This is a genomic window from Streptomyces sp. NPDC006610 (assembly GCF_040611575.1).
Taxonomy (GTDB): Bacteria; Actinomycetota; Actinomycetes; order Streptomycetales; family Streptomycetaceae; genus Streptomyces.
The window spans coordinates 95,558-114,302 of record NZ_JBEXOP010000015.1 but is presented as its reverse complement, the minus strand read 5'-3'; the positions used below and the strand labels follow the sequence as shown (position 1 = coordinate 114,302).

Annotated in this window: 15 protein-coding genes and 1 tRNA gene; 12 read left to right on the top strand and 4 right to left on the bottom strand. The window is 68.5% G+C overall.

Annotated features, from left to right (window positions below; genetic code table 11):
• The first annotated feature begins 503 nt into the window (after window positions 1-503).
• Window positions 504-2,795, top strand: a complete 2,292-nt coding sequence (locus tag ABZY13_RS15090; RefSeq protein ID WP_356630628.1) for a transglycosylase domain-containing protein — start codon at window positions 504-506, stop codon at window positions 2,793-2,795.
• A 188-nt stretch (window positions 2,796-2,983) separates the two neighbouring features.
• Here ABZY13_RS15090 and ABZY13_RS15085 read toward each other — a convergent pair whose 3' ends face one another.
• Window positions 2,984-3,448, bottom strand: a complete 465-nt coding sequence (locus tag ABZY13_RS15085) for a GatB/YqeY domain-containing protein (protein WP_356630626.1) — start codon at window positions 3,446-3,448, stop codon at window positions 2,984-2,986.
• A gap of 111 nt (window positions 3,449-3,559) precedes the next feature.
• Between ABZY13_RS15085 and ABZY13_RS15080 the strand changes: the two genes are divergently transcribed.
• The 8 genes from ABZY13_RS15080 to ABZY13_RS15045 all read left to right on the top strand — a co-directional run bounded on the left by ABZY13_RS15080 (window position 3,560) and on the right by ABZY13_RS15045 (window position 12,755).
• Window positions 3,560-4,492: a metallophosphoesterase gene (locus ABZY13_RS15080; protein ID WP_356630624.1), complete on the top strand. Its 933-nt coding sequence runs from the start codon at window positions 3,560-3,562 to the stop codon at window positions 4,490-4,492.
• A gap of 56 nt (window positions 4,493-4,548) precedes the next feature.
• Entirely contained in the window at window positions 4,549-5,280 is a 732-nt protein-coding gene (locus ABZY13_RS15075; protein ID WP_356630622.1) for a Pr6Pr family membrane protein, read from the top strand.
• Between the two features lie 34 nt (window positions 5,281-5,314).
• A tRNA-Pro gene (locus ABZY13_RS15070) sits at window positions 5,315-5,388 on the top strand.
• A 243-nt stretch (window positions 5,389-5,631) separates the two neighbouring features.
• The gene (locus ABZY13_RS15065; protein WP_356630620.1) at window positions 5,632-6,312 is read left to right on the top strand and encodes a DUF488 family protein; all 681 of its coding nucleotides are present in this window, start codon (window positions 5,632-5,634) and stop codon (window positions 6,310-6,312) included.
• A 119-nt stretch (window positions 6,313-6,431) separates the two neighbouring features.
• Window positions 6,432-7,217, top strand: coding sequence for a hypothetical protein (locus tag ABZY13_RS15060; protein WP_356630618.1), 786 nt, complete (start codon window positions 6,432-6,434; stop codon window positions 7,215-7,217).
• A gap of 204 nt (window positions 7,218-7,421) precedes the next feature.
• On the top strand, window positions 7,422-8,330 hold the full coding sequence (locus tag ABZY13_RS15055) for a radical SAM protein (protein WP_356630616.1): 909 nt from the start codon (window positions 7,422-7,424) through the stop codon (window positions 8,328-8,330).
• Window positions 8,327-8,761: a DUF6375 family protein gene (locus tag ABZY13_RS15050; RefSeq protein WP_356630614.1), complete on the top strand. Its 435-nt coding sequence runs from the start codon at window positions 8,327-8,329 to the stop codon at window positions 8,759-8,761. The genes ABZY13_RS15055 and ABZY13_RS15050 overlap by 4 nt, the downstream gene beginning before the upstream one ends.
• On the top strand, window positions 8,748-12,755 hold the full coding sequence (locus ABZY13_RS15045; RefSeq protein WP_356630612.1) for an ATP-binding protein: 4,008 nt from the start codon (window positions 8,748-8,750) through the stop codon (window positions 12,753-12,755). The genes ABZY13_RS15050 and ABZY13_RS15045 overlap by 14 nt, the downstream gene beginning before the upstream one ends.
• Window positions 12,756-12,962: 207 nt before the next feature.
• On the opposite strand, the gene ABZY13_RS15040 is transcribed toward ABZY13_RS15045, so the two are convergent.
• The 3 genes from ABZY13_RS15040 to ABZY13_RS15030 form a co-directional block, all read right to left on the bottom strand.
• Window positions 12,963-14,468, bottom strand: coding sequence for a LacI family DNA-binding transcriptional regulator (locus ABZY13_RS15040; RefSeq protein WP_356630610.1), 1,506 nt, complete (start codon window positions 14,466-14,468; stop codon window positions 12,963-12,965).
• 39 nt (window positions 14,469-14,507) lie between these two features.
• Complete coding sequence (locus ABZY13_RS15035; protein ID WP_356630721.1) at window positions 14,508-14,834, bottom strand: helix-turn-helix domain-containing protein; 327 nt, start codon at window positions 14,832-14,834, stop codon at window positions 14,508-14,510.
• 119 nt (window positions 14,835-14,953) lie between these two features.
• Complete coding sequence (locus tag ABZY13_RS15030) at window positions 14,954-15,211, bottom strand: helix-turn-helix transcriptional regulator (RefSeq protein ID WP_356630608.1); 258 nt, start codon at window positions 15,209-15,211, stop codon at window positions 14,954-14,956.
• 482 nt (window positions 15,212-15,693) lie between these two features.
• Here ABZY13_RS15030 and ABZY13_RS15025 point away from each other — a divergent pair, with 482 nt between their 5' ends.
• The 3 genes from ABZY13_RS15025 to mobC all read left to right on the top strand — a co-directional run bounded on the left by ABZY13_RS15025 (window position 15,694) and on the right by mobC (window position 18,734).
• On the top strand, window positions 15,694-16,620 hold the full coding sequence (locus ABZY13_RS15025; protein WP_356630606.1) for a hypothetical protein: 927 nt from the start codon (window positions 15,694-15,696) through the stop codon (window positions 16,618-16,620).
• A complete protein-coding gene (locus ABZY13_RS15020; RefSeq protein ID WP_356630719.1) occupies window positions 16,617-17,312 on the top strand; it encodes an ATP-binding protein in 696 nt (231 codons plus the stop codon). Before ABZY13_RS15025 ends, ABZY13_RS15020 begins: the two co-directional genes overlap by 4 nt.
• 924 nt (window positions 17,313-18,236) lie before the next feature.
• Complete coding sequence (mobC, locus tag ABZY13_RS15015; RefSeq protein WP_356630604.1) at window positions 18,237-18,734, top strand: plasmid mobilization relaxosome protein MobC; 498 nt, start codon at window positions 18,237-18,239, stop codon at window positions 18,732-18,734.
• Window positions 18,735-18,745 lie beyond the last annotated feature (11 nt).

Below are 18,745 nucleotides of genomic sequence, written 5' to 3'. Positions count from 1 at the left end.
GACGTTACGGAAGGTGGGCACAGCGCAACACCCCCAGCGGGCCCAATCTTGAATGGTCCGAACGGACTATGGGTAAGCGGCAGATCACCCGGGGGAGTGAGCCCGCGACATGCGCGACGATCCCGGCATACCGGGGCGATTCAGTTGCGCCAGAGCGGATGCCGGAAAAAAGCCGGGGGGTCCGGAACGATTCGGGGTCGCCGGACGTATGGAATACATGGTCCTGCTGCTGTGACAGTTGAGAGCAGCTTAGGCCAAGGCCTGCCCGTGTGTCCGGCGAATGGAAAGGTCCGCACACCCCGCCACTCGCCCCGCCGCCGAGACGCACGACCTCCCTCTTCCCCGTTCCCTCCGCCCTCCGCCCGCCCCGGTCGCCGGACGACCAGCCACTCGACAAACACCCCACTCCCCCAGACGTCACAATCCAGGCGATTCGGCACTCGAACATCCCGAGCGCCGACCGCTCCTTCGGTTCGCTCATGACTTCGGATTAGGCTGCACTCATGCCAAAGAAGCGCTCGGGCGGTGGTCTGTCGCCAACCCAGCAGGCCGCCAAGTTCCTCGGTGTCAGTGTGCTCGCGGGAGCCGTGGCGGCCGGCATCGCCCTGCCCGCCGTCGGCGCGCTGGGCCTGGCGGCCAAGGGCTCGGTCGAGAGCTTCGACGAGCTCCCGGCCAACCTCAAGACTCCGCCGCTGAGCCAGCGCACCACCATCCTCGACGCCGACGGCGGCCAGATCGCCACCGTCTACTCGCGCGACCGCACGGTGGTGGAGCTCAAGGACATCTCGCCGTACATGCAGAAGGCGATCGTCGCGATCGAGGATTCGCGCTTCTACCAGCACGGCGCGGTCGACCTGAAGGGCGTCCTGCGCGCCCTCAACCGCAACGCGCAGAGCGGCGGCGTCGCCGAGGGCGCGTCCACGCTCACCCAGCAGTACGTGAAGAACGTCTTCGTGGAGGAGGCCGGCGACGACCCGACCAAGGTCGCGCAGGCCACCCAGCAGACCCTCGGCCGCAAGATCCGCGAGCTGAAGTACGCGATCCAGGTCGAGGAGGAGCTGGGCAAGAAGAAGATCCTCGAGAACTATCTGAACATCACCTTCTTCGGCCAGCAGGCGTACGGCGTCGAGGCCGCCGCCCAGCGCTACTTCTCCAAGCCGGCCAAGGACCTCAACCTCCAGGAGTCGGCCCTCCTCGCCGGCATCGTCCAGTCGCCCAGCCGCTACGACCCGGTGAACGACGAGGCCGAGGCGGTCAAGCGGCGCAACACCGTGCTGGAGCGCATGGCCGAGGTGGGCCACATCTCCCGCGCGCAGGCCGACGAGGCCAAGGAACAGCCGCTCGGTCTGAACGTCAGCCAGCCGAAGAACGGCTGCATCACGGCGGTCAAGGGCGCGGGCTTCTTCTGCGACTACGTGCGCGCCGTGTTCCTCGGCGACCCGGTCTTCGGCAAGACCAAGGAGGACCGGGCCAAGATCTGGAACCAGGGCGGCCTGACCATCCGCACCACGCTCGACCCGCAGGCGCAGGAATCGGTGCAGGCCTCGGTCAAGGACCACGTCAACCAGAACGACGACGTGGCCACCGCCGCGACGATCGTCGAGCCCGGCACCGGCAAGATCCTGGCGATGGGCCAGTCCCGCCCGTACGGCTTCGGCAAGAACGAGACGCAGATCAACCTCTCCGTCGACCAGAAGCTGGGCGGCGGCGCCGGTTACCAGCCCGGTTCGACGTTCAAGCCGATCGTGGCCGCGGCGGCCATCGAGGGCGGGATGCCGGCGACGAAGTCCTACGCCTCGCCGTACGAGATGGAGTACCCGAGCCCGGTCCCGGCCTGCGACGGCAAGACCTGGGTGAACCAGGAGCGCAGCAAGGTCGCCAACGAGAACGAGTCCGAGGTCGGCCCGTACGCCATGAAGGAAGCGACCGCCAAGTCGGTCAACACCTACTACGTCGAGCTGATCAGCGAGATCGGCATCTGCCCGGTGACCGAGATGGCAGCCAAGGTCGGCATCGACAAGCGGGCCGGCGGCACCCCGATCGAGCAGAACCCGTCGATCGCGCTCGGCACCATGGAGCAGTCCCCGCTGACCATGGCCAACGCCTACGCGGCCTTCGCCTCGCGCGGCATGTACTGCACCCCGGTCGCCATCGAGTCGATCAGCCAGAAGATCGGTGACAAGTCGAAGTCGCTGGCGGTGCCGAAGTCGACGTGCTCGCGCGCGATGTCCGAGACGACCGCCGACACCATCAACACCCTGCTGCGGGGCGTGGTCGAGGACGGCACGGGCACGCAGGCCGGCCTGGGCAGCCGTCCGAGCGCGGGCAAGACCGGTACGACGGACGAGCGGTTCGCGGCCTGGTTCGTGGGCTACACGCCGAACATGGCCGGCGCCGTCTGGGTCGGCGACCCCAAGCACGAGCGCAAGATGGTCGACATCACCATCGGCGGCGTCTGGCACGACAAGGTCTTCGGCGGCCAGGTGCCCGGCCCGATCTGGCGCGACATGATGACCGGCGCGCTGGAGGGCAAGCCCGCGCCCGACTTCACCCTCGTGGACATCCCCGACCCGCAGAAGCCGAAGGAGCGGGAGGACGAGGGCGGCAACGACGACAACCGGAACGGCGACGGCAACGGCCGCGGGAACGGCGGCGCCGTCGGCGGCCTGTTCGCCGGCGGCACCACCGGCGGCGACACCCCCGAGCCGACCTTCACCATCCCCGAGGGCTGGATCCAGGGCGGCGACAACGGCGGCGGGAACGGCAACGGGAACGGCGGCGGCAACTGGCCGTAGGCGGTGCGTGAGGAACGCGGTACGGCGATGGGGGCGCCCCTCTCCTTCGAGGAGGGGGCGCCCCCATCGCCGTAGGGGTCCGTACAGGTCCGGAGCTGTCGGGTCCTGTACGGACCTGTCCGGACAGGGACGTACAGGGACGCACAGGACCGAGCACGCACACCGGCCCCAGTACTCGGCCTCCGGGCTCAGCCCGCGAGCAGCTTCTTCACCACGGCGGCGACCCGGCCGCCCTCGGCCTGGCCGGCCACCTTCGGGTTGACGATCTTCATGACCGCCCCCATGGCCCGCGGCCCTTCCGCCCCGGCGGCCCTGGCCTCGGCGACGGCCTGGGCGACGATGTCGTTCAGCTCCTCGTCGCTGAGCTGCTTGGGCAGGTACGCGGCGAGCACCTCGCCCTCCGCCTTCTCCCGCTCGGCGCTCTCGGCGCGACCACCCTGCGCGAAGGCCTCGGCCGCCTCGCGCCGCTTCTTCGCCTCCTTGGTGATCACCTTGAGGACCTCGTCGTCGGAGAGCTCGCGCTTCTCCTTGCCGGCGACCTCCTCCTTGGTGATGGCGGCGAGCGTCAGCCGGAGCGTCGAGGAGCGGAGCTCGTCGCGCTCCTTGATCGCGGCGTTGAGGTCTTCCTGCAGCTTCGACTTGAGCGTGGTCATGAGGTCGATTGTCGCAGGTGCCGAGGACTGGACGCCCATTGATTTCACGGGCGGTCGCCGGAGGGGACGCACCGTGCCCGCACCCGATGCCGGTCTGACACGATGGAAGGCATGCGCGCGCGATACGGAGTACCCCTGGGCATCACGGCGGTCGCGACCGCCGGTCTCGTCTACTCGGTCGGGTTCGAGGCCCGTTCCTTCCGGCTGCGACGGGTGACCGTCCCGGTCCTGCCGCCCGGCATGTCCCCCCTGCGCGTCCTGCACGTCTCCGACATCCACATGGTGAGCGGGCAGCGCAAGAAGCAGCGCTGGCTGCGCTCGCTGGCCGGCCTGCGCCCGGACTTCGTGATCAACACGGGCGACAACCTCTCCGACCCGGAGGGCGTCCCGGAGGTACTGGACGCACTGGGCCCGCTGCTGGAGTTCCCGGGCGCGTACGTCTTCGGCTCCAACGACTACTACGGCCCCAAGCTGCGCAACCCCGCCCGCTACCTGATCGAGAAGGCGCAGGGCAAGCACGGCCTCAACGGCAACGCGCCCGCGGTCGGCGTCATCCACAACCCGTGGGAGGACCTGCGGGACGGTTTCGACGCGGCGGGCTGGCTCAACCTCACCAACACACGGGGCACGCTGAAGATCGACGGTGTGTCCGTGGAGATGACCGGCGTGGACGACCCGCACATCAAGCGGGACCGGTACGCGGAGGTGGCGGGCGGCCCCTCGGTCACGGCCGACTTCTCGATGGGCGTGGTCCACGCGCCGTACCTGCGCAGCCTGGACGCCTTCACGGCCGACGGCTACCCCCTGATCCTGGCCGGCCACACCCACGGCGGCCAGCTGTGCATCCCCTTCTACGGCGCCCTGGTCACCAACTGCGACCTCGACACGGACCGCGTGAAGGGCCTGTCGACGCACTCGGCGGACGGCCGTACGGCGTACCTGCACGTGTCGGCGGGCTGCGGTACGAACCGCTACACGCCGGTACGGTTCGCCTGCCCGCCGGAAGCGACGCTGATGACGCTGGTGGGTGCGGAGAGCCGCTGACCCGCTCGGCGTACCAGGCGTCGCCCGGTGTGCCCCGTTTCCCTACCGTTGGGGGCATGACGTCCCCCATACCCAGGGACATCCCGGACCTCCCCGCGATCCCGGGCATGCCCGCGCCGCGCCCCCCGACGGTCCCCGCGAGCGCGGTGGTGACGCCGGTACGCCGCCCCGTGGCCGCCGCCTGCCGAGCCCTGACGGCAGCGGCGGCCACGACGGGCGTCACCCTCAGCCTCACCGCCGGCGCCCCGCTCCACGCCCTGAGCCACTTCACGGTCCAGAGCGGCATCCTGCTGGCCCTGGCCTTCACCGCGTCGGCGTACCGATCCTGGTCGGCCCGCCCGCCACTCCCGGCGGCGGTGAGTGGCGCGGCCCTCCTGTACGCGCTGATCACGGCGGCGGTCCACCACCTCCTCCCGGCGCCCACCCCCTGGTCCGGGCCGGCGACCCTGCTCCTTCACACGACGCTCCCCATCGCCGCGGCCCTCGACTGGCTCCTCCTGACCACGCCCGGCCGCCTCCGCCTCCGCCACGCGGCCCCGTGGCTCCTCTACCCCCTGACCTACCTGGCCCTGTCCCTGGCCTGCGCCGCCCACCTGTCCCCCGACCACGTCCCCCCGTACCTCGACCCCACCGCCCACGGCTACCTGCCGGCCCTGAGCAACGCCCTCCTCCTCGGCCTCGCCGGCTACGCCCTGGCCCTGCTCCTCATCGCCCTGGACCACACCCGCCCGAACCCACTGCGCCGCCGCGCCAAAACCGGATTTCGTCTCCAGCCACCGGTGGGCTAAAGTAAACGACGTCGCCGCGACAGCGGCCGACGATCGGGGTGTAGCGCAGCTTGGCAGCGCGCTTCGTTCGGGACGAAGAGGTCGTGGGTTCAAATCCCGCCACCCCGACAGAGAAGTACCAGGTCAGGGGCCTGATCCGCTTAGCGGGTCGGGCCCCTGAGTGGTTTCCGGGGACCGTTTGGGAGAAACCTGGGAGAAGATCTTGGTCGGCTTCTCCCAGGAGGTGGCCGCTGGGCGTGTGTGCGGTTCGGCACCCGAGGGCACTCGGACCTGCGCGTTTGCGAATCCAGCCCTGCAGACGGCCGGGAACGACATGCCCAGCAGCCTGAACCGCCGTTAGGATCACGGCACATGGCAGCCCCTCACGCAGCGCGTCCCCATGACCACGCCCGCGCTCTCGCACGGCGAGTTCGGGCGCTTCGAGAGGCCCGCGGGTGGTCACGGGAGCGGCTCGCTAAGGAGGCGGGGATCGCCGTCCGGACGCTGGCGCGGCTGGAGGGTGAGGGGGCGATCCAGTCAGGTTTCCTCACCGTCGGAGCGGTCGCCGAGGCCCTGGAGATCTCCCTCGACGATCTCTTCCGAGAGACCAAGGCCGCACCTGGGCTCTGGTCCGCGGGGTACGAGGGGCGGGACATCGAGTCGTTCGTCGCCTCGCTCCGTGAGAGCCGCATCGACGTCGTAGCGGACGTCCGGCTCACGCCGATCAGCCGTAAGAAGGGCTTCAGCAAGACCCGGCTCGGGGAGGCGCTGGCCGAAGCCGGCATCGAGTACACACACCTGCGTGGCCTGGGCAATCCCAAGGACAACCGGGAACCGTTCTGGGACGGCCGCCTCGATGTGGGCAAGGCGCGCTTCCGCAGCCTGCTCCGGTCCGAGGAGGCGCAGTCGGACCTCGACCGCCTCGCCGAGCACGCCCGGCAGTCGCGAGTAGCGGTGCTGTGCTTCGAAAAGGACGAGAACCGCTGCCACCGGCAGGTCGTGCTGGAGACAGTCTGCAAGCGGACCGCCGTACCCGTGATCCCCCTGGCCTGACTTCGCCCCCCGCTCCCGCACGCGCCCTTGCCAGAGGCGCATGCCTCTCCTCCAATCAGATCGGGGAGATCAGTGGAGGGGGCAGTATGGGGTCGGGGAATCGACAGCGCGCACGCATCATGATCACGGTCAAGACCTATCCCGAGTTGTCCAACAAGTACCGCGAGACCAGTTGCGTGGCGGGCATACGACTGGACCAAGGGGCACCGCAGCACGTGCGGCTCTTTCCGGTGCCGTTCCGGCTCCTTGCCGAGGAGGCTCAATTCTCCAAGTATTCGATCATCGAGGTCGACGTAGAGCCGCACGGCAAGCGTGACTCACGGCCCGAGAGCCTTCGGCCGGACCTCGACACCCTCAAGATTGTGGGCGAAGTGCCAGCCGACGGCGACTGGCAGCAGCGTTACAAGTACGTAGAGCCGCTCGTCGCACCCTCCCTGTGCGCGATCAAGATAGACCAGGAAGCGAACGGAACCTCGCTCGGCGTCTTCCGGCCCACCGAGGTCGCCTTCCGTCTGACGGCAGCCGATCCCTGGCCCGAGTCGAAAGCCGCGCTGGCCGACCAACTCGACCTTTTCGAGCAGGACATGGCCCCCCTTGAGTGGGTGCCCTTGGACTTCCGCTACCGCTTCCGCTGTGCGGACGACGACTGTCCCACACACGACATGGCACTGAAGGACTGGGAGGCCGGAGCGTCGTACCGCAAGTTCCTGCAGAAATACGGCGAACGAACCGTGCACGATAAACTGCGGGAACGCTGGTACGACTCGATGTTCACCCCCGACCGTGCCGTCCACTTCTTCGTCGGCAACATCGCGGCCCATCCCAAGACGTTCATGCTGCTGGGTCTCTTCTACCCGCGACGGGATGTCGTCGAGAACTTCCAGGAGAGCCTGTTCGACCTGTAAGGCTGAGTACGCAGGGCACGGTCCCGGGGAGCGACCGCATCGGGGCCCCAGCCGTCACTCCTATAGCCGTTCCACCTTGACGCTGGTCGTCGCCGCGGCGCCTCATAGTGCCACGGTCAGTTGCATCGCTACCGACGCTCCACTGCGGGCACTGCACCAACGACCTTACCGGCCCCTCCCGGCATCACCGGCAGCAGTGGCATCATGCTGTCGGTGACGTGCAAGATTCGCCTGTCCGCAGCTGGTGTTCACCTGTTCGACCGTGTCTCGGGGATGAACGTGCTGCTCGACGAGGTGCCCGTTTCAGCTGAGCAGTTCTCCCGTGCTCCGCGGTACCTGTCCGTCGCGCTGACCAACGCCTGCGAACTCCGCTGCGCCTACTGCTATGCGCCCAAGCACGCCGCCACGCTCGACAGGGAGCGTGTAGTCGCGTGGGCGGTCGAACTCGATGCTGCCGGGTGCCTCGGGGTCGGCTTCGGAGGAGGGGAACCGACCGCGTACCGAGGGTTTGCCCAGCTGTGTTCGGACATAGCCCGGTCCACGTCTATGGCGGTGACCTTCACGACCCATGGGCACCGGCTCACACCCGAACTCGTCGAATCCCTGCGCGGGGCCGTGCACTTCGTCCGCTTGTCAGTCGACGGGGTCGGAGCCACCTACGAGCGGCTCCGCGGCCGACCGTTCGCGGTCGTGGTCCAGGCGGCCGGGTTGCTCGGCTCCCTCGCTCCGTTCGGCATCAACGCCGTCATCAATGCCGACACGGTCGGCGAACTAGATGACCTCGCCGAGTTCGCCGACAAGATCGGAGCGTCCGAACTTCTGCTTCTGCCGGAGCAGCCAACTGCGGCGACTCCCGGTATAGGCGAGGCCGACGCTCAGCGCCTCGTCGAATGGGCCGCGACCGCCAGGGCCGGGGTTCGGCTCGCGATCTCCCGTACTGGCCTCGAAGCTGCGCTGCCCACGGCGGAGGCCGTCCCAGGCGAGCGCCCCCTCGACGCGCACATGCACGTCGACGCGACCGGATTCCTGCGCCCCCACGCCTACGCGCCCACGGGATTGTCAGTCGGAAGTTCCATCATGGAAGCCGTGCAGGCGTTGAGGGAGGCACGATGAGGATCTGGAACGGCTACGGCTCGGAGCACTCAATGGACCTGGTTCTGATCGGCCGATTCCAGACGGTTACCGGCGCGAAGGCAGCAGAGGAGCGCATGGAGGCGCTGCAGACCCTCGCCGAGGACGCGTGGTCGAACGACGACTGGCGGAGCCCCGACGAGCGCATGCCTCGTGAACTCGGCCAAGCACTGGCCGAGATGAAGCTGTACGACATGGGAAGGTACGACGTCGACGTCTTCGCACTCGACCACACCGTCACCCGCACAGCGGAGACAGTCCGGATCTGGACCGACGAGTCGGACGTTCAGGGCTTCCTGAAGGTGCTTCTTCACTACGGCGCAAAAGTCGAGATCTTCTCTCGCCACGAATGGGACGAGGACGCGATCACCCGGCCGGATGCGAGCAATCGGAGCGACGGTGGATCTGACTGATCTGGAACGCCTGCCCGGCGCAGCCGACCAGAATTTCGAAGCGCTCACGCGGGCCATCGTGTCCCGCCGCTACGGCGCGCTGGGCACGATGCGGGAGCGCCGTAACCAGCCCGGCGTCGAGTTCTACCTGCACGTCGACCATCCCGGTGCTCTGGGCGACCCCGGCCGCGTCTGGGGTTGGTCGTGCAAGTGGTTCATCCTCAACAGCAAGAATGAGCTCAGCGCAGGCCAGCGCAAGCAGATCGAGGAGTCGCTCTCCAAGGCGATCGCGCACGTCGACGGGCTGACCGACTTCGTGCTCTGTCTCCCAGAGCGGCCCGCCAAGGGCGACGAGGAATGGATCAACGGACTCGGTCGGCAGGGGGTCAGCGTCAAACTCTGGTCCACCGAGAACTACGACGCCCAGCTCGCGGGACACGACGAGCTCCGCTCCACCTTCTTCGGTGAGCTCGCTCTCACTGCAGACGTACTGGCACAAGCCCACAAGCGATCTGTTGCACCCATCGAGGCACGGTGGACGCCACGGCTACACACCTCCCACCACGTAGAGCATCGCATCGATCGAGCCTTGCTGCGCCCGGCGTCGTTTGAGTGGTTGCAGCAGCGCACCGACGACATCGCTGCCCGGATCCAGGCACTGCGCGCAGCCGTCGACGGCCTCGACAACACCTTCCGCCAAGACGCCGTAGGGATTGCCGACGACCTGGACCGGTTCGTCGACGACCTGCGGGAGGTCCTTGACGCCGGGAAGAGTCTCCGGCCCTGGGAGGTTCGCGAGCGCCTCGCCGACCAGCGGCCGCCCGCAACTTCTCCCCAAGCATTGCGACGCCTGGTGCTCAAACTGAGAAAGCGTCGCCTGCCCGAGGCCCTGCTGGTTACCGGTCTCGGAGCGGAAATCCGCGACATCGTCCAGTGGCTGCAAGACACACGGGCGGACACCGAAGCCCCCCTGCTCGCCGTCATCGCCGCCGCGGGACAGGGCAAGACGCACCTCGCCGCGCAGATCACCTCGCCGATCGACCAGCCCACGGCAGGAGTCTTCATCCAGGGCGCGAACCTGCCTGCCCGTGGGACGCTCGACGACCTCGCGCGACGGATCCCCGGACTGAAGGTCGACTACTTCGAGGACCTCCTGGAAGCGCTCAACTCAGCTGGTAACCGCGCCGGCTACCGGATTCCGTTGATCATCGACGGCCTGAACGAGGCCGAGCGACCCTCACAGTGGAGGACACTGCTCGCCGGATTGGCACCGGCCCTGGGCACCTACCCTCATGTGGCGGTGATCGTCACCCTCCGTGAGTCGCTCACCGACCAAGCCCTCCCGCAGGACACAGTGCTCCTGGAGCTGGAGTGGCAGCGCGCGGAGGTCAACGACATCCTCCGCGTGTACTTCCATCATTACCTGATCAACCCGGCCGACGCCTGGCTACCGATGGAGGAGTTCCACAACCCGCTGTTCGTCCGCATGTACTGCGAGGCCGCGAACCACTCCCGCCGAGTGCCGGTGGGCGTGGAGGCGCTGCCTCAGTCCCTCATCGGCGTCTTCGAGCTGTACCGGAAGGGCGTGGTCGAGCGGCTGGCCCAAGATCCTGCCCGCATCCCTGTGCCGGCGGACCAGATCCAGCGCCGCCTCACGGCTCTGGCGAGACACCTGTGGACGCACAGCGTCCGTCGGCTTCCGTTCGACGAAGCACGAAGAATCCTCGACGCTGACCAGATGAACTGGGACGAAAGCCTGTTCCGGCGCCTCGCAGAGGAGGGAGTGATCTTCCGTGAAGAGATCAGAGGTTCCGACGACACGGAGTGCGGTTTCGTTTTTGATCGCCTCGCTGGGTACTTGATCGCCGACGCGATTCTGGTGCGCATTCCCCCCGCGGACGTCAACGAGCAGCTCGCGGAGGCAGCTTTCTGGCAGTCCCTCCTAGGCGACCAAGCGCACCCCCTCGGCGAGGACATCCTCATCGGTCTCATCTCACTGCTGCCGCGCCGCTTCGCCCGACACCACCTGTGGCGCGTCGCCCCGGATGAGCACCGTTCGGTGGTGCTCGCCCAGGAACTCACCACCGAGTCGGACTTCCTCGACGATGAGACCGTCGATGCGCTCGCAACCGCGCTCGTTACCGCGCATCCCAGTAAGAGGAAGGGCCGACCAGCGTTCGGCCGTCTCTGGGAGATCCGCAGGTCCGCCCCGCACCGACTGAATGCCGTATTCCTCGACCGCGTCCTGCGCCAACTGCCACTTCCCGAACGTGACCTGCGCTGGACCGAATGGGCTCGAGTCCAAGCTCCAGGGCGGCTGACGACAGACCTAGAACGAGCGATCCAAAGGTGGTCCGGAAGCAGCAATCGCACTGAGAGTGACGACCTGGACGCGCTGGCCATCGCCTGGCTGCTGACTTCCACGGACACGAGCATGCGGGACCTGGCGACGAAAGCCCTACAGCGCTACGGCCGGCCCGAGCCCAAGCGGCTGTTCGACCTCGCCACCCGGATGCTTGATGTCGATGACCCCTACGTCATCGAACGGCTCGTCGCCGCAGCGTTCGGCGCCGTCAGCGCCCACCAGATGCCCGATCCCGGCGGGCCGCTCGAAGACACACTGCGGAACTGGCTAGTGCAACTACGCGACCGCTTCCTCGACGGTGGGACCAAACCCACCTCACACGAGCAACTGCGCGGCCACGTACGTGCCACCTACGAATTCGCCGGCGTCCTCCACCCTGCCGCTGTTCCGGAGGGGGTCGACGCCTTCGCGCCAAGGTTCGCTGCTGTGGCGCCCGCCGAGGTGATGGAGGACGACGACCCCAACGCCGAGGAGTGCACCCGCACCTTCGGCACGGACTTCGAGAACTACATCATCGGGGCCGCCATCAACGGCAGGGACAATTACGACTTCGCCCACCCCGACTACCGCAGGGCCCGCGCCGAGGTCATGGCCCGCGTCTGGCAACTAGGCTGGCGCGACAAGGAACTCGGCAGCGTTGACCAGTGCATTGCCGCGAACGCCGAGCGGCCTTATAACTCCAAGAGGAAGGTGGAGCGGTACGGCAAGAAGTACGGCTGGATCGCCTACCACGAAATGGTTGGACGCCTCGTGGATGTCGGCCGCGCACCGGCCCCCTTCGGGGACGCAGAACGCTTGATGCCCGACATCGACCCGACCTTCCCCGACAGGCCCCCGGTGCTCCCCATGCCCCTCCCCCTGTGGGCACCCGTGGAACCGACCGACGACCGGACTTGGCTCACCTCGGGGACGGTAGCCGTCCCGGAATATCTATGGTCACCTGAGGAGATCCACGGAGTAAAGGACGGCTGGCTCCTGGCCGAAGGATATCTAAACCACCGCCACGAAGGGCGGAGTGTGTTCGGCTTCTTCCGCACCCTCCTGCTGGAGTCAGAAGACGCGGAACCTGCCCAACGGCTAGCCAGCGAGCGTCAGTATCTGGGAAACCACTTCATCCCTCCGCTGCCGACGGTCCGCAACGTACTGGCCGCTGAGATGCCGTGGAGCCCCCGGTTCGAGCTGACCTTCGACGACGATGCCCCACACGCGTTTCCGCATCGCACGCTGCGTCGAGACTGGCAGGATGACGGCATCAGGATCGATCAGGTTGCCGTGGAGTTCGCCTCCGACAGCACCTCGGAGATCGGGCTCGACGGAAGCTACGACGTGCCGTCGTTCGAGTTCGCTGCCAGGTGCGGCCTGCGACAACTTCCCGGCAGTGTGGACCTCGTTGGCCTGGATGGTCGACGGGCCTCCGCAGTCTTCCGCGTGGACAAGCCATGGCGCGGCCACCTACTCTTCCTGCGCCGCGATCTCGTCGAGGGCTTCGCCGGTGAACGCAGGATCATGCAGGTGGCTTGGGGCGAGCGCGAGGTGGCCGTCGACTGGCACTCGGTTCCTTCATGGGTGCGGGCAGCACAGCGCGCTCACACGCACGTGTGGCGTCATATCCGGATGCTTGAGGCAGGCCCGCGCACTACTGAGAATTAACGGGTTCCGTTGCCCGGTCGCCGATGTTGGCCGGGCCACCAACGCGCCGGTCGGCCTCGCCCTGCCCGCGCGCATCCCCGTCCACGCCAGTCGTCTTCGGAATGCGTACACCACCGCCAGCAGCTCCCGTCCGGCAAGGTGGATGGCGTTGCTCTGGTCGTAGCGGGCCGCACCATCGCTTGACGGTGACTCCCAAGGAACCGCCGCCTAGTCCCGTCCTCGGAGCAGCCGGTCCAGAATCGCTACCGGCGACATCGGAGACAGCACCTTTCGGGCGTCGAGCGACGCCTCCCACTGCTCGGTCAGGCCGGCCATGAGGCGGCGGCGCATGCCGGGGGTGACGTGGGCGTAGCGCGCCGACACTGAGCCGTCGATGTGGCCCATGCGCTCGTCCATGAGGACCTTCTCCGTTCCGAGGTCCTCCATGTGGGTGCGGTGGGAGTGGCGCAGACCGTGGGGGGTGAGGCCCCTGGCGATCGGGGTCCAGCAGGAGTCGGCACGGACCTGGGCGTTGCGGCCACGGACCGGCACACCTGGCCACGGGGCACCGAGCAGCGGCACGGGACGGGCCTCCTGGGGCGCCTTCTTCGGGTACCAGCCGGAGGTGGCCGGCGTGAACAGCCACGTGGCGAAGCCGTTGCGACGCCAGTGCGCGGCATTCTCTGTCGGTGCGCCTCCGCGCACGAAGTTCAGCTCCGCGATGGCGAGTTCCACTCGTGTACGGGTGTCTTCCCGGACGCGCTCCGGGTGGTTCAGGACGTTGGAGACAGTGCCGGTGGAGACTCCCGAGCGGCGGGCGACATCGACGAGCTTGGCACCCTGGTGCCCTCCGGTACGGGCAGTGCCTTGCCCCCGAAAGACGTACCGCTTGCCGTGGCACGGACACGGTGTGGGCTTCGTACGGGCGATGTGGTCGGCGACCAGGGCCGACAGCCAGTCCATCGCGTCGATGGTGCGGTAGCTGTCGTCCTTGGGCGGGCAGCGGACCAGCTCGCCCGAGTCCAGCTCGTACAACTGGTGCTCCACGCGTATGGCTCCAGGCCGGGCGTACTGGGTCTCCAATCCGACGATCTCGCCCCACCGCATCCCCGTGTAGCCCTTGAGGACGACGGCGACGAACTCGTCGTCACGGCCGGACAGCAGCGCCGCCCGCTCTGCGATGAGCAGCAGGCCCAGCGGATCGGTGATGACCTTTTCGGGGCCACGGTCGCGCGAGCGGCCGGCGCGTTTGCCACGCCCGCGCCGCTTTGCGGCGGGGTTGGAGGCGATGAGGCCCTCGTCCACGGCGTCTTCCAGGATAAGGTGGAGCGTCGAGCGCCAGGTCTTGACGCTGGACGCCGCGTACGCGGTCTTCTCCTGTTTCTCCCAGGTGTCCACGTCCGAGCGGAGGATGCCGGCGAGGGCCTTGTCGGCGAATACGGGGAGCAGATGTTCCTCGATGTGACGCCGGTAGTTCTGCATGGTCGAAGCCGCCAGGTCCTGGGCCTCGTACCAGCGGTTGGCGTACTCCCCGAATGTCTCCTGGCCGGCCGACGGGTCTCGCCAGGTGCCGCGTCGGATCTTGGCCTCTTCCTCATCCGCGGCCTGTTTGGCTTCCCTCTTGGTCACGAACTTGATCACCGTGCCCGTCGGGTCGGCGACCGTGCCGTACTCGCCCTTGCTGATCTTGTATCTGCCGCGCCAGTAGCTGCCGCGCTTCTCGGTGTAGCCCACGCCTCGGGTTACCTCCTGTCTGTGGTGTACCGGGTGTTGTCAGACGGCAGTGCCGTACTGGGACCTGCGGGGTGGTCGGGCCCGAAGACGTGGGGCGGGCGAGGTGGTGAGCCCTGCCCGTGAAGTGGCAGGCGCCGGCCTACCGACCCGGCTGGACGGAGGGGTCTGCGTTGATGGCCGGTCGGGTCGCAGGGGAGTTGGCTCCTCGTGCATCCGGATGATTTCGGCAAGGTGTTCGGCGGTGAAGCGGTAGGCGCGGCCGACTCGTGTGTGCGGTATCAAGCGCCGATGCGCCCGGTCCTTGACCCACCAAGCCGAGCAGCCGAGCGTCTCGGCGATCTCTTCGGGACGGTAGAGGCGGGGCAGGGCAGCTTCGCCCTCTGTTCGGTGTGGAAGGCCCGTGAGGGCAGAAGGGATCGGGAGGGGAGGCAAGAGGGTGTGTCCTTACGGGGGAGGTGCTCGGTCGTCCTTGCTGCGAGGTGGCCTCAGGCGCTGATTGAGTCCTGCAGCAGAGCAAGTGGGGAGACGTGCAGGGCTTCGGCTATCGCGGCGAGATCGTCGATGTCGCAGCGGCGCTGGGCGCGTTCGATGCGGGACAGCATCGTGTTGGACATCGGCCGGCCGAGAGCGGTGACACGAGCGGCAAGCTCCCGCTGCGGGAGGCCGCGCTCGGTGCGGAGAATTTCGATGTTTCGGGCGGCCCTTATTCCGGCTGGGCCGATTTCCAGTGAACGTGCTGCCATGGCTCCGTTGTAGCGTGCACTCGCCGGTTTGGTTAACCGGCGATCGTCGGCTATGTTGCGCCCCGCGCACACGGCACGCGGGGCTACGCCCCCGTCGTCAGCCCGCGCGTCGAGCACCGCCGACAGCCCGTCTGACGTGGGGTGTTGTGTTGTAGCTTCGCCGCCCGCAGACGTCAACGGTTTGCCGATGTGATCCTTCTGGCTCGGGTTCCTGGGCAACTATTTGGTCAGCGGCCGATCGTGCCCTACCGTTTTCCCACCTCCCCCTCCGACCTGATTTCCGACCGCCTTTCTGCCGTCAGAGATCTGGCCGTTTGGGGCTGGACTTGTCCGCACTGGGTGTGGCTATGTTGACGACAGCCCCGGAAAATCCGCGAGCGGCTCAGCGAGCCGCGCGGCAGCCAGTCGGTAACTCCCCCACACCTGACGCCCCCACCGCCCCGTCGACGGTGAGCCATGGGTGCCCGCCCCCTGGCCACCGAGTGAGGACCGCCCCGCTCTCGGCACGAATCCGCACCATCAAGCCCGAAGCCTTCGTCTCCGAGTCCCTGGCCGCCGTCTCCCTGACCGCCGAGCGCACCTTCTTCGGCCTGCTCACCCAGGCCGACGACCAGGGCCGTCACCGCGACCACGCCGCGATCATCGCCGGACAGCTGTGGGTCCTGCGCCCCGAACACACCCCCGCCGACGTCGAGAAGGACCTCGCCCAGCTCGCCGACGCCGGCCTCATCTGCCGCTACACCGGCCCGGACGACAAGCGTTACCTGCACGTCGTCACCTGGCACCAGCACCAGAAGATCAACCGGCCCAGCAAGAGCCGGCTCCCCGCATGCCCCCACCACGACACCGTCGACGGCGCCACACGAGCCTGCCTCACCGAGGCCGCACCGCCGCCTCACGGAACCCTCCGTGAGGACTCCCGCCAACAGCAGGAGACGGCCATGAATCGCGGAGACGACAGCAAAAGCGCAGGTCAGAACGGTTTCACGGAGCCCTCCGTGAAGGCGCACGACCCGCTCACGGAGCAGTCAGTGAGTCCTCAAGGTCCGGATCTAGGACCTAGGAACATGGATCTAGGAAGTACCCCTTCGGGGGGCGCAAGCGCCCCCGCGCCCGACACCGTCTCGGCCAAGCACCTCATCGCCGAGTACACCGCCGCTTGCGCACACCGTCCGCCCAAGGACGTCCTGGACCATCTCGGTCGCGAGGTACGCAAGCTGCTCAACGAGGGGATCGACCCCGCACACGTCCAGGCCGGCCTCGCGCTGCACCGCGCCAAGGGCCTGCACCCCCGCACCCTGCCGAGCCTCGTGCACGAGGCCATGAACGCCACCCCCGCCAGGCAGGTTGTCCACAGGTCGTGGACGAACCCCGCCGATGTCGCCGCCGCCTATGGAGACCAGCTCTGACCGCCACCCTCACCCGCGAACCCCAGCAGGTCGGGCCCATCGCCGCCCGCCTCAACGGCATCCTGGCCAGGCGTGGCATCGACCCCGCCGCAGCGGCTGCCGGGGAGTCCCCGGCCGAGCCGGTCACCGCCCTGGAACTGGCCGACGCCCGTATCCCCGCCCGCTACCGCCGCGCCCTGGCCGGTCACCCGCAGATCACCGCCTGGGCCGACGAGATCGCCCGAGCCGGCCGCCCCGGCCCCGGCGGACCCGGTATCGCGGAAGGCCCGTCGCTGCTGATCGCCGGTCCCACCGGCACCGGCAAGACCCACCAGGCATACGGTGCCATCCGCACCCTCCTCACCCGCGGGGTCCGCCTGCGCTGGGAAGCCACCACCACCGCCGACCTCCACGCCCGCCTGCGCCCCCGCGCCGGCCACGACACCGAACGCGACCTGCAGACCCTGGCACGCAGCCCGCTGCTGCTCCTGGACGACCTCGGCGCGGCCAGGACCAGCGAATGGACCGAGGAGCTGACCTACCGGCTCATCAACCACCGGTACGAGCACATGCTCCCCACCCTCATCACCACCAACCTCCCCACCGCCGAACTCCGCACCACCCTCGGCGACCGCGTCGCCTCCCGCCTCGCCGAGATGACCGAACGCGTCATCCTCGACGGCCCCGACCGACGCCGCCACCGCCCCACCTGAACCGGCAGCAGTCCGCCGACCACAGGGGCGGACCTCCGAGGGGCCTTCATCCGGGGACCGGAGTGGTGCCGGGACCGAACGCGGGGGCAGACGACCAGTTCCGGGGACCCGGATCAGGGCGGGGGCCGAGGAGGCGGGGACCGAGCACGGGGACCGGGACCGAGAGCGGGGACCGAGCACGGGGACCGGGGACCGGTCCCCAACGTGCGGGGACTATCCGGAAACCAACGCAGCGACAACCCGTCGGGGACCGAGGCCCGACTCGGGGACCGGACCTGGGGACCGGGGACCGAAGTTCGAACGGGGACCGGGGCCGGCCCTCAGCGCACTCACGGGACCCGGGGACCGGTCCCGGCGAAGCAGCAGGTCACGCGGCCTATGGACGCGTGGAAAGTGGAGCGCGACGGGGACCGACGGCCCCTGGACGGGGACCGGCGTCAGCGTCGGGATGAAGTCCGGGGACCGGGAATCGGGGACCGGGGATGGGGACCGGGGACCGATCCCAGGGGACCGGGGATCGGGACCGAACCCGGGGACCGGTCCCCAACGGGCTCATCGGATGCGGGGACCGAGACCGCCGGTCCCCGCAATTTCGGGACCGGCATCCGCCGATGACCCATGCTCGGTCCCCGAACGTCAGCGCCCAGAAGAAGTGGGGACCGGTCCCCACTCTCGGCTCGGTCCGAGAACAGCCCCACCCCCACCTGAGAGCCGTCCGGGCCCTCCCTCCCCACGAGTCACACAACACCACACCGCAGGCCATGCCTCAGCTGGCCGAGAGAGACTTCCGTGCACCAGGCAAACCACGAATCGCCCCCAAGCCCCCGCCGGGACGCCACCACCCTGGCCCCAGGCGGAGCAAGTTATCGGCCAAGACACTCTTCCCCGCCGGGGAAGGCGTCCTGGCCGGAGCCCGCCCCGGGGGTGGCGGCAGCGGACCAGCACCAGGAGGCGCAGGTCCGCCAGGCAGCGACCGAGGACGGATCGCAGCCGGAGGAGAAGCCGTCACCGCGCACGCCCCGCGCCACGAAGAAGACCTCGCGCAAGCGCTCGCCGAAACCGACCGCGCACAAGCGCAACTACGTATGCAGCGTCCGCCTGAACGACGACGAGAAGACCCAGCTCTCCGCCGCCGCTCGCGCGACCCGTACGAGCCTGCCCGCCTTCCTCGCCCGCAGCGGCCTCGCCGCCGCCCAGGACCTCGACAACACCGCCGCCGCCATCGCCGGCCACCGTGAGCTGGTCACCGAACTGTTCGCCGCGCGCCGGCACCTCGGGCAGGTCGGCAACAACCTCAACCAGATCGCCCGCGCCCTCAACACCGGTGCTCACCCAGCCGAACTCGACGCGGTCGTCGCGGCGGTGCAGCGTGCCGTGAGCCGCGTACAGGCAGCCACCGACCGGCTGCTGGAGCAGCACTGACCGGGCATTCG

What these genes read in the sequence shown, in the direction of transcription:
- ABZY13_RS15065 (WP_356630620.1), top strand. Translation starts at nt 5,632, where the DNA reads ATGGCAGCCCCTCACGCAGCGCGTCCCCATGACCACGCCCGCGCTCTC.
- ABZY13_RS15080 (WP_356630624.1), top strand. Translation starts at nt 3,560, where the DNA reads ATGCGCGCGCGATACGGAGTACCCCTGGGCATCACGGCGGTCGCGACC.
- ABZY13_RS15030 (WP_356630608.1), bottom strand. Translation starts at nt 15,211, where the DNA reads ATGGCAGCACGTTCACTGGAAATCGGCCCAGCCGGAATAAGGGCCGCC.
- ABZY13_RS15055 (WP_356630616.1), top strand. Translation starts at nt 7,422, where the DNA reads ATGCTGTCGGTGACGTGCAAGATTCGCCTGTCCGCAGCTGGTGTTCAC.
- ABZY13_RS15060 (WP_356630618.1), top strand. Translation starts at nt 6,432, where the DNA reads ATGATCACGGTCAAGACCTATCCCGAGTTGTCCAACAAGTACCGCGAG.
- ABZY13_RS15090 (WP_356630628.1), top strand. Translation starts at nt 504, where the DNA reads ATGCCAAAGAAGCGCTCGGGCGGTGGTCTGTCGCCAACCCAGCAGGCC.
- ABZY13_RS15085 (WP_356630626.1), bottom strand. Translation starts at nt 3,448, where the DNA reads ATGACCACGCTCAAGTCGAAGCTGCAGGAAGACCTCAACGCCGCGATC.
- ABZY13_RS15075 (WP_356630622.1), top strand. Translation starts at nt 4,549, where the DNA reads ATGACGTCCCCCATACCCAGGGACATCCCGGACCTCCCCGCGATCCCG.
- ABZY13_RS15050 (WP_356630614.1), top strand. Translation starts at nt 8,327, where the DNA reads ATGAGGATCTGGAACGGCTACGGCTCGGAGCACTCAATGGACCTGGTT.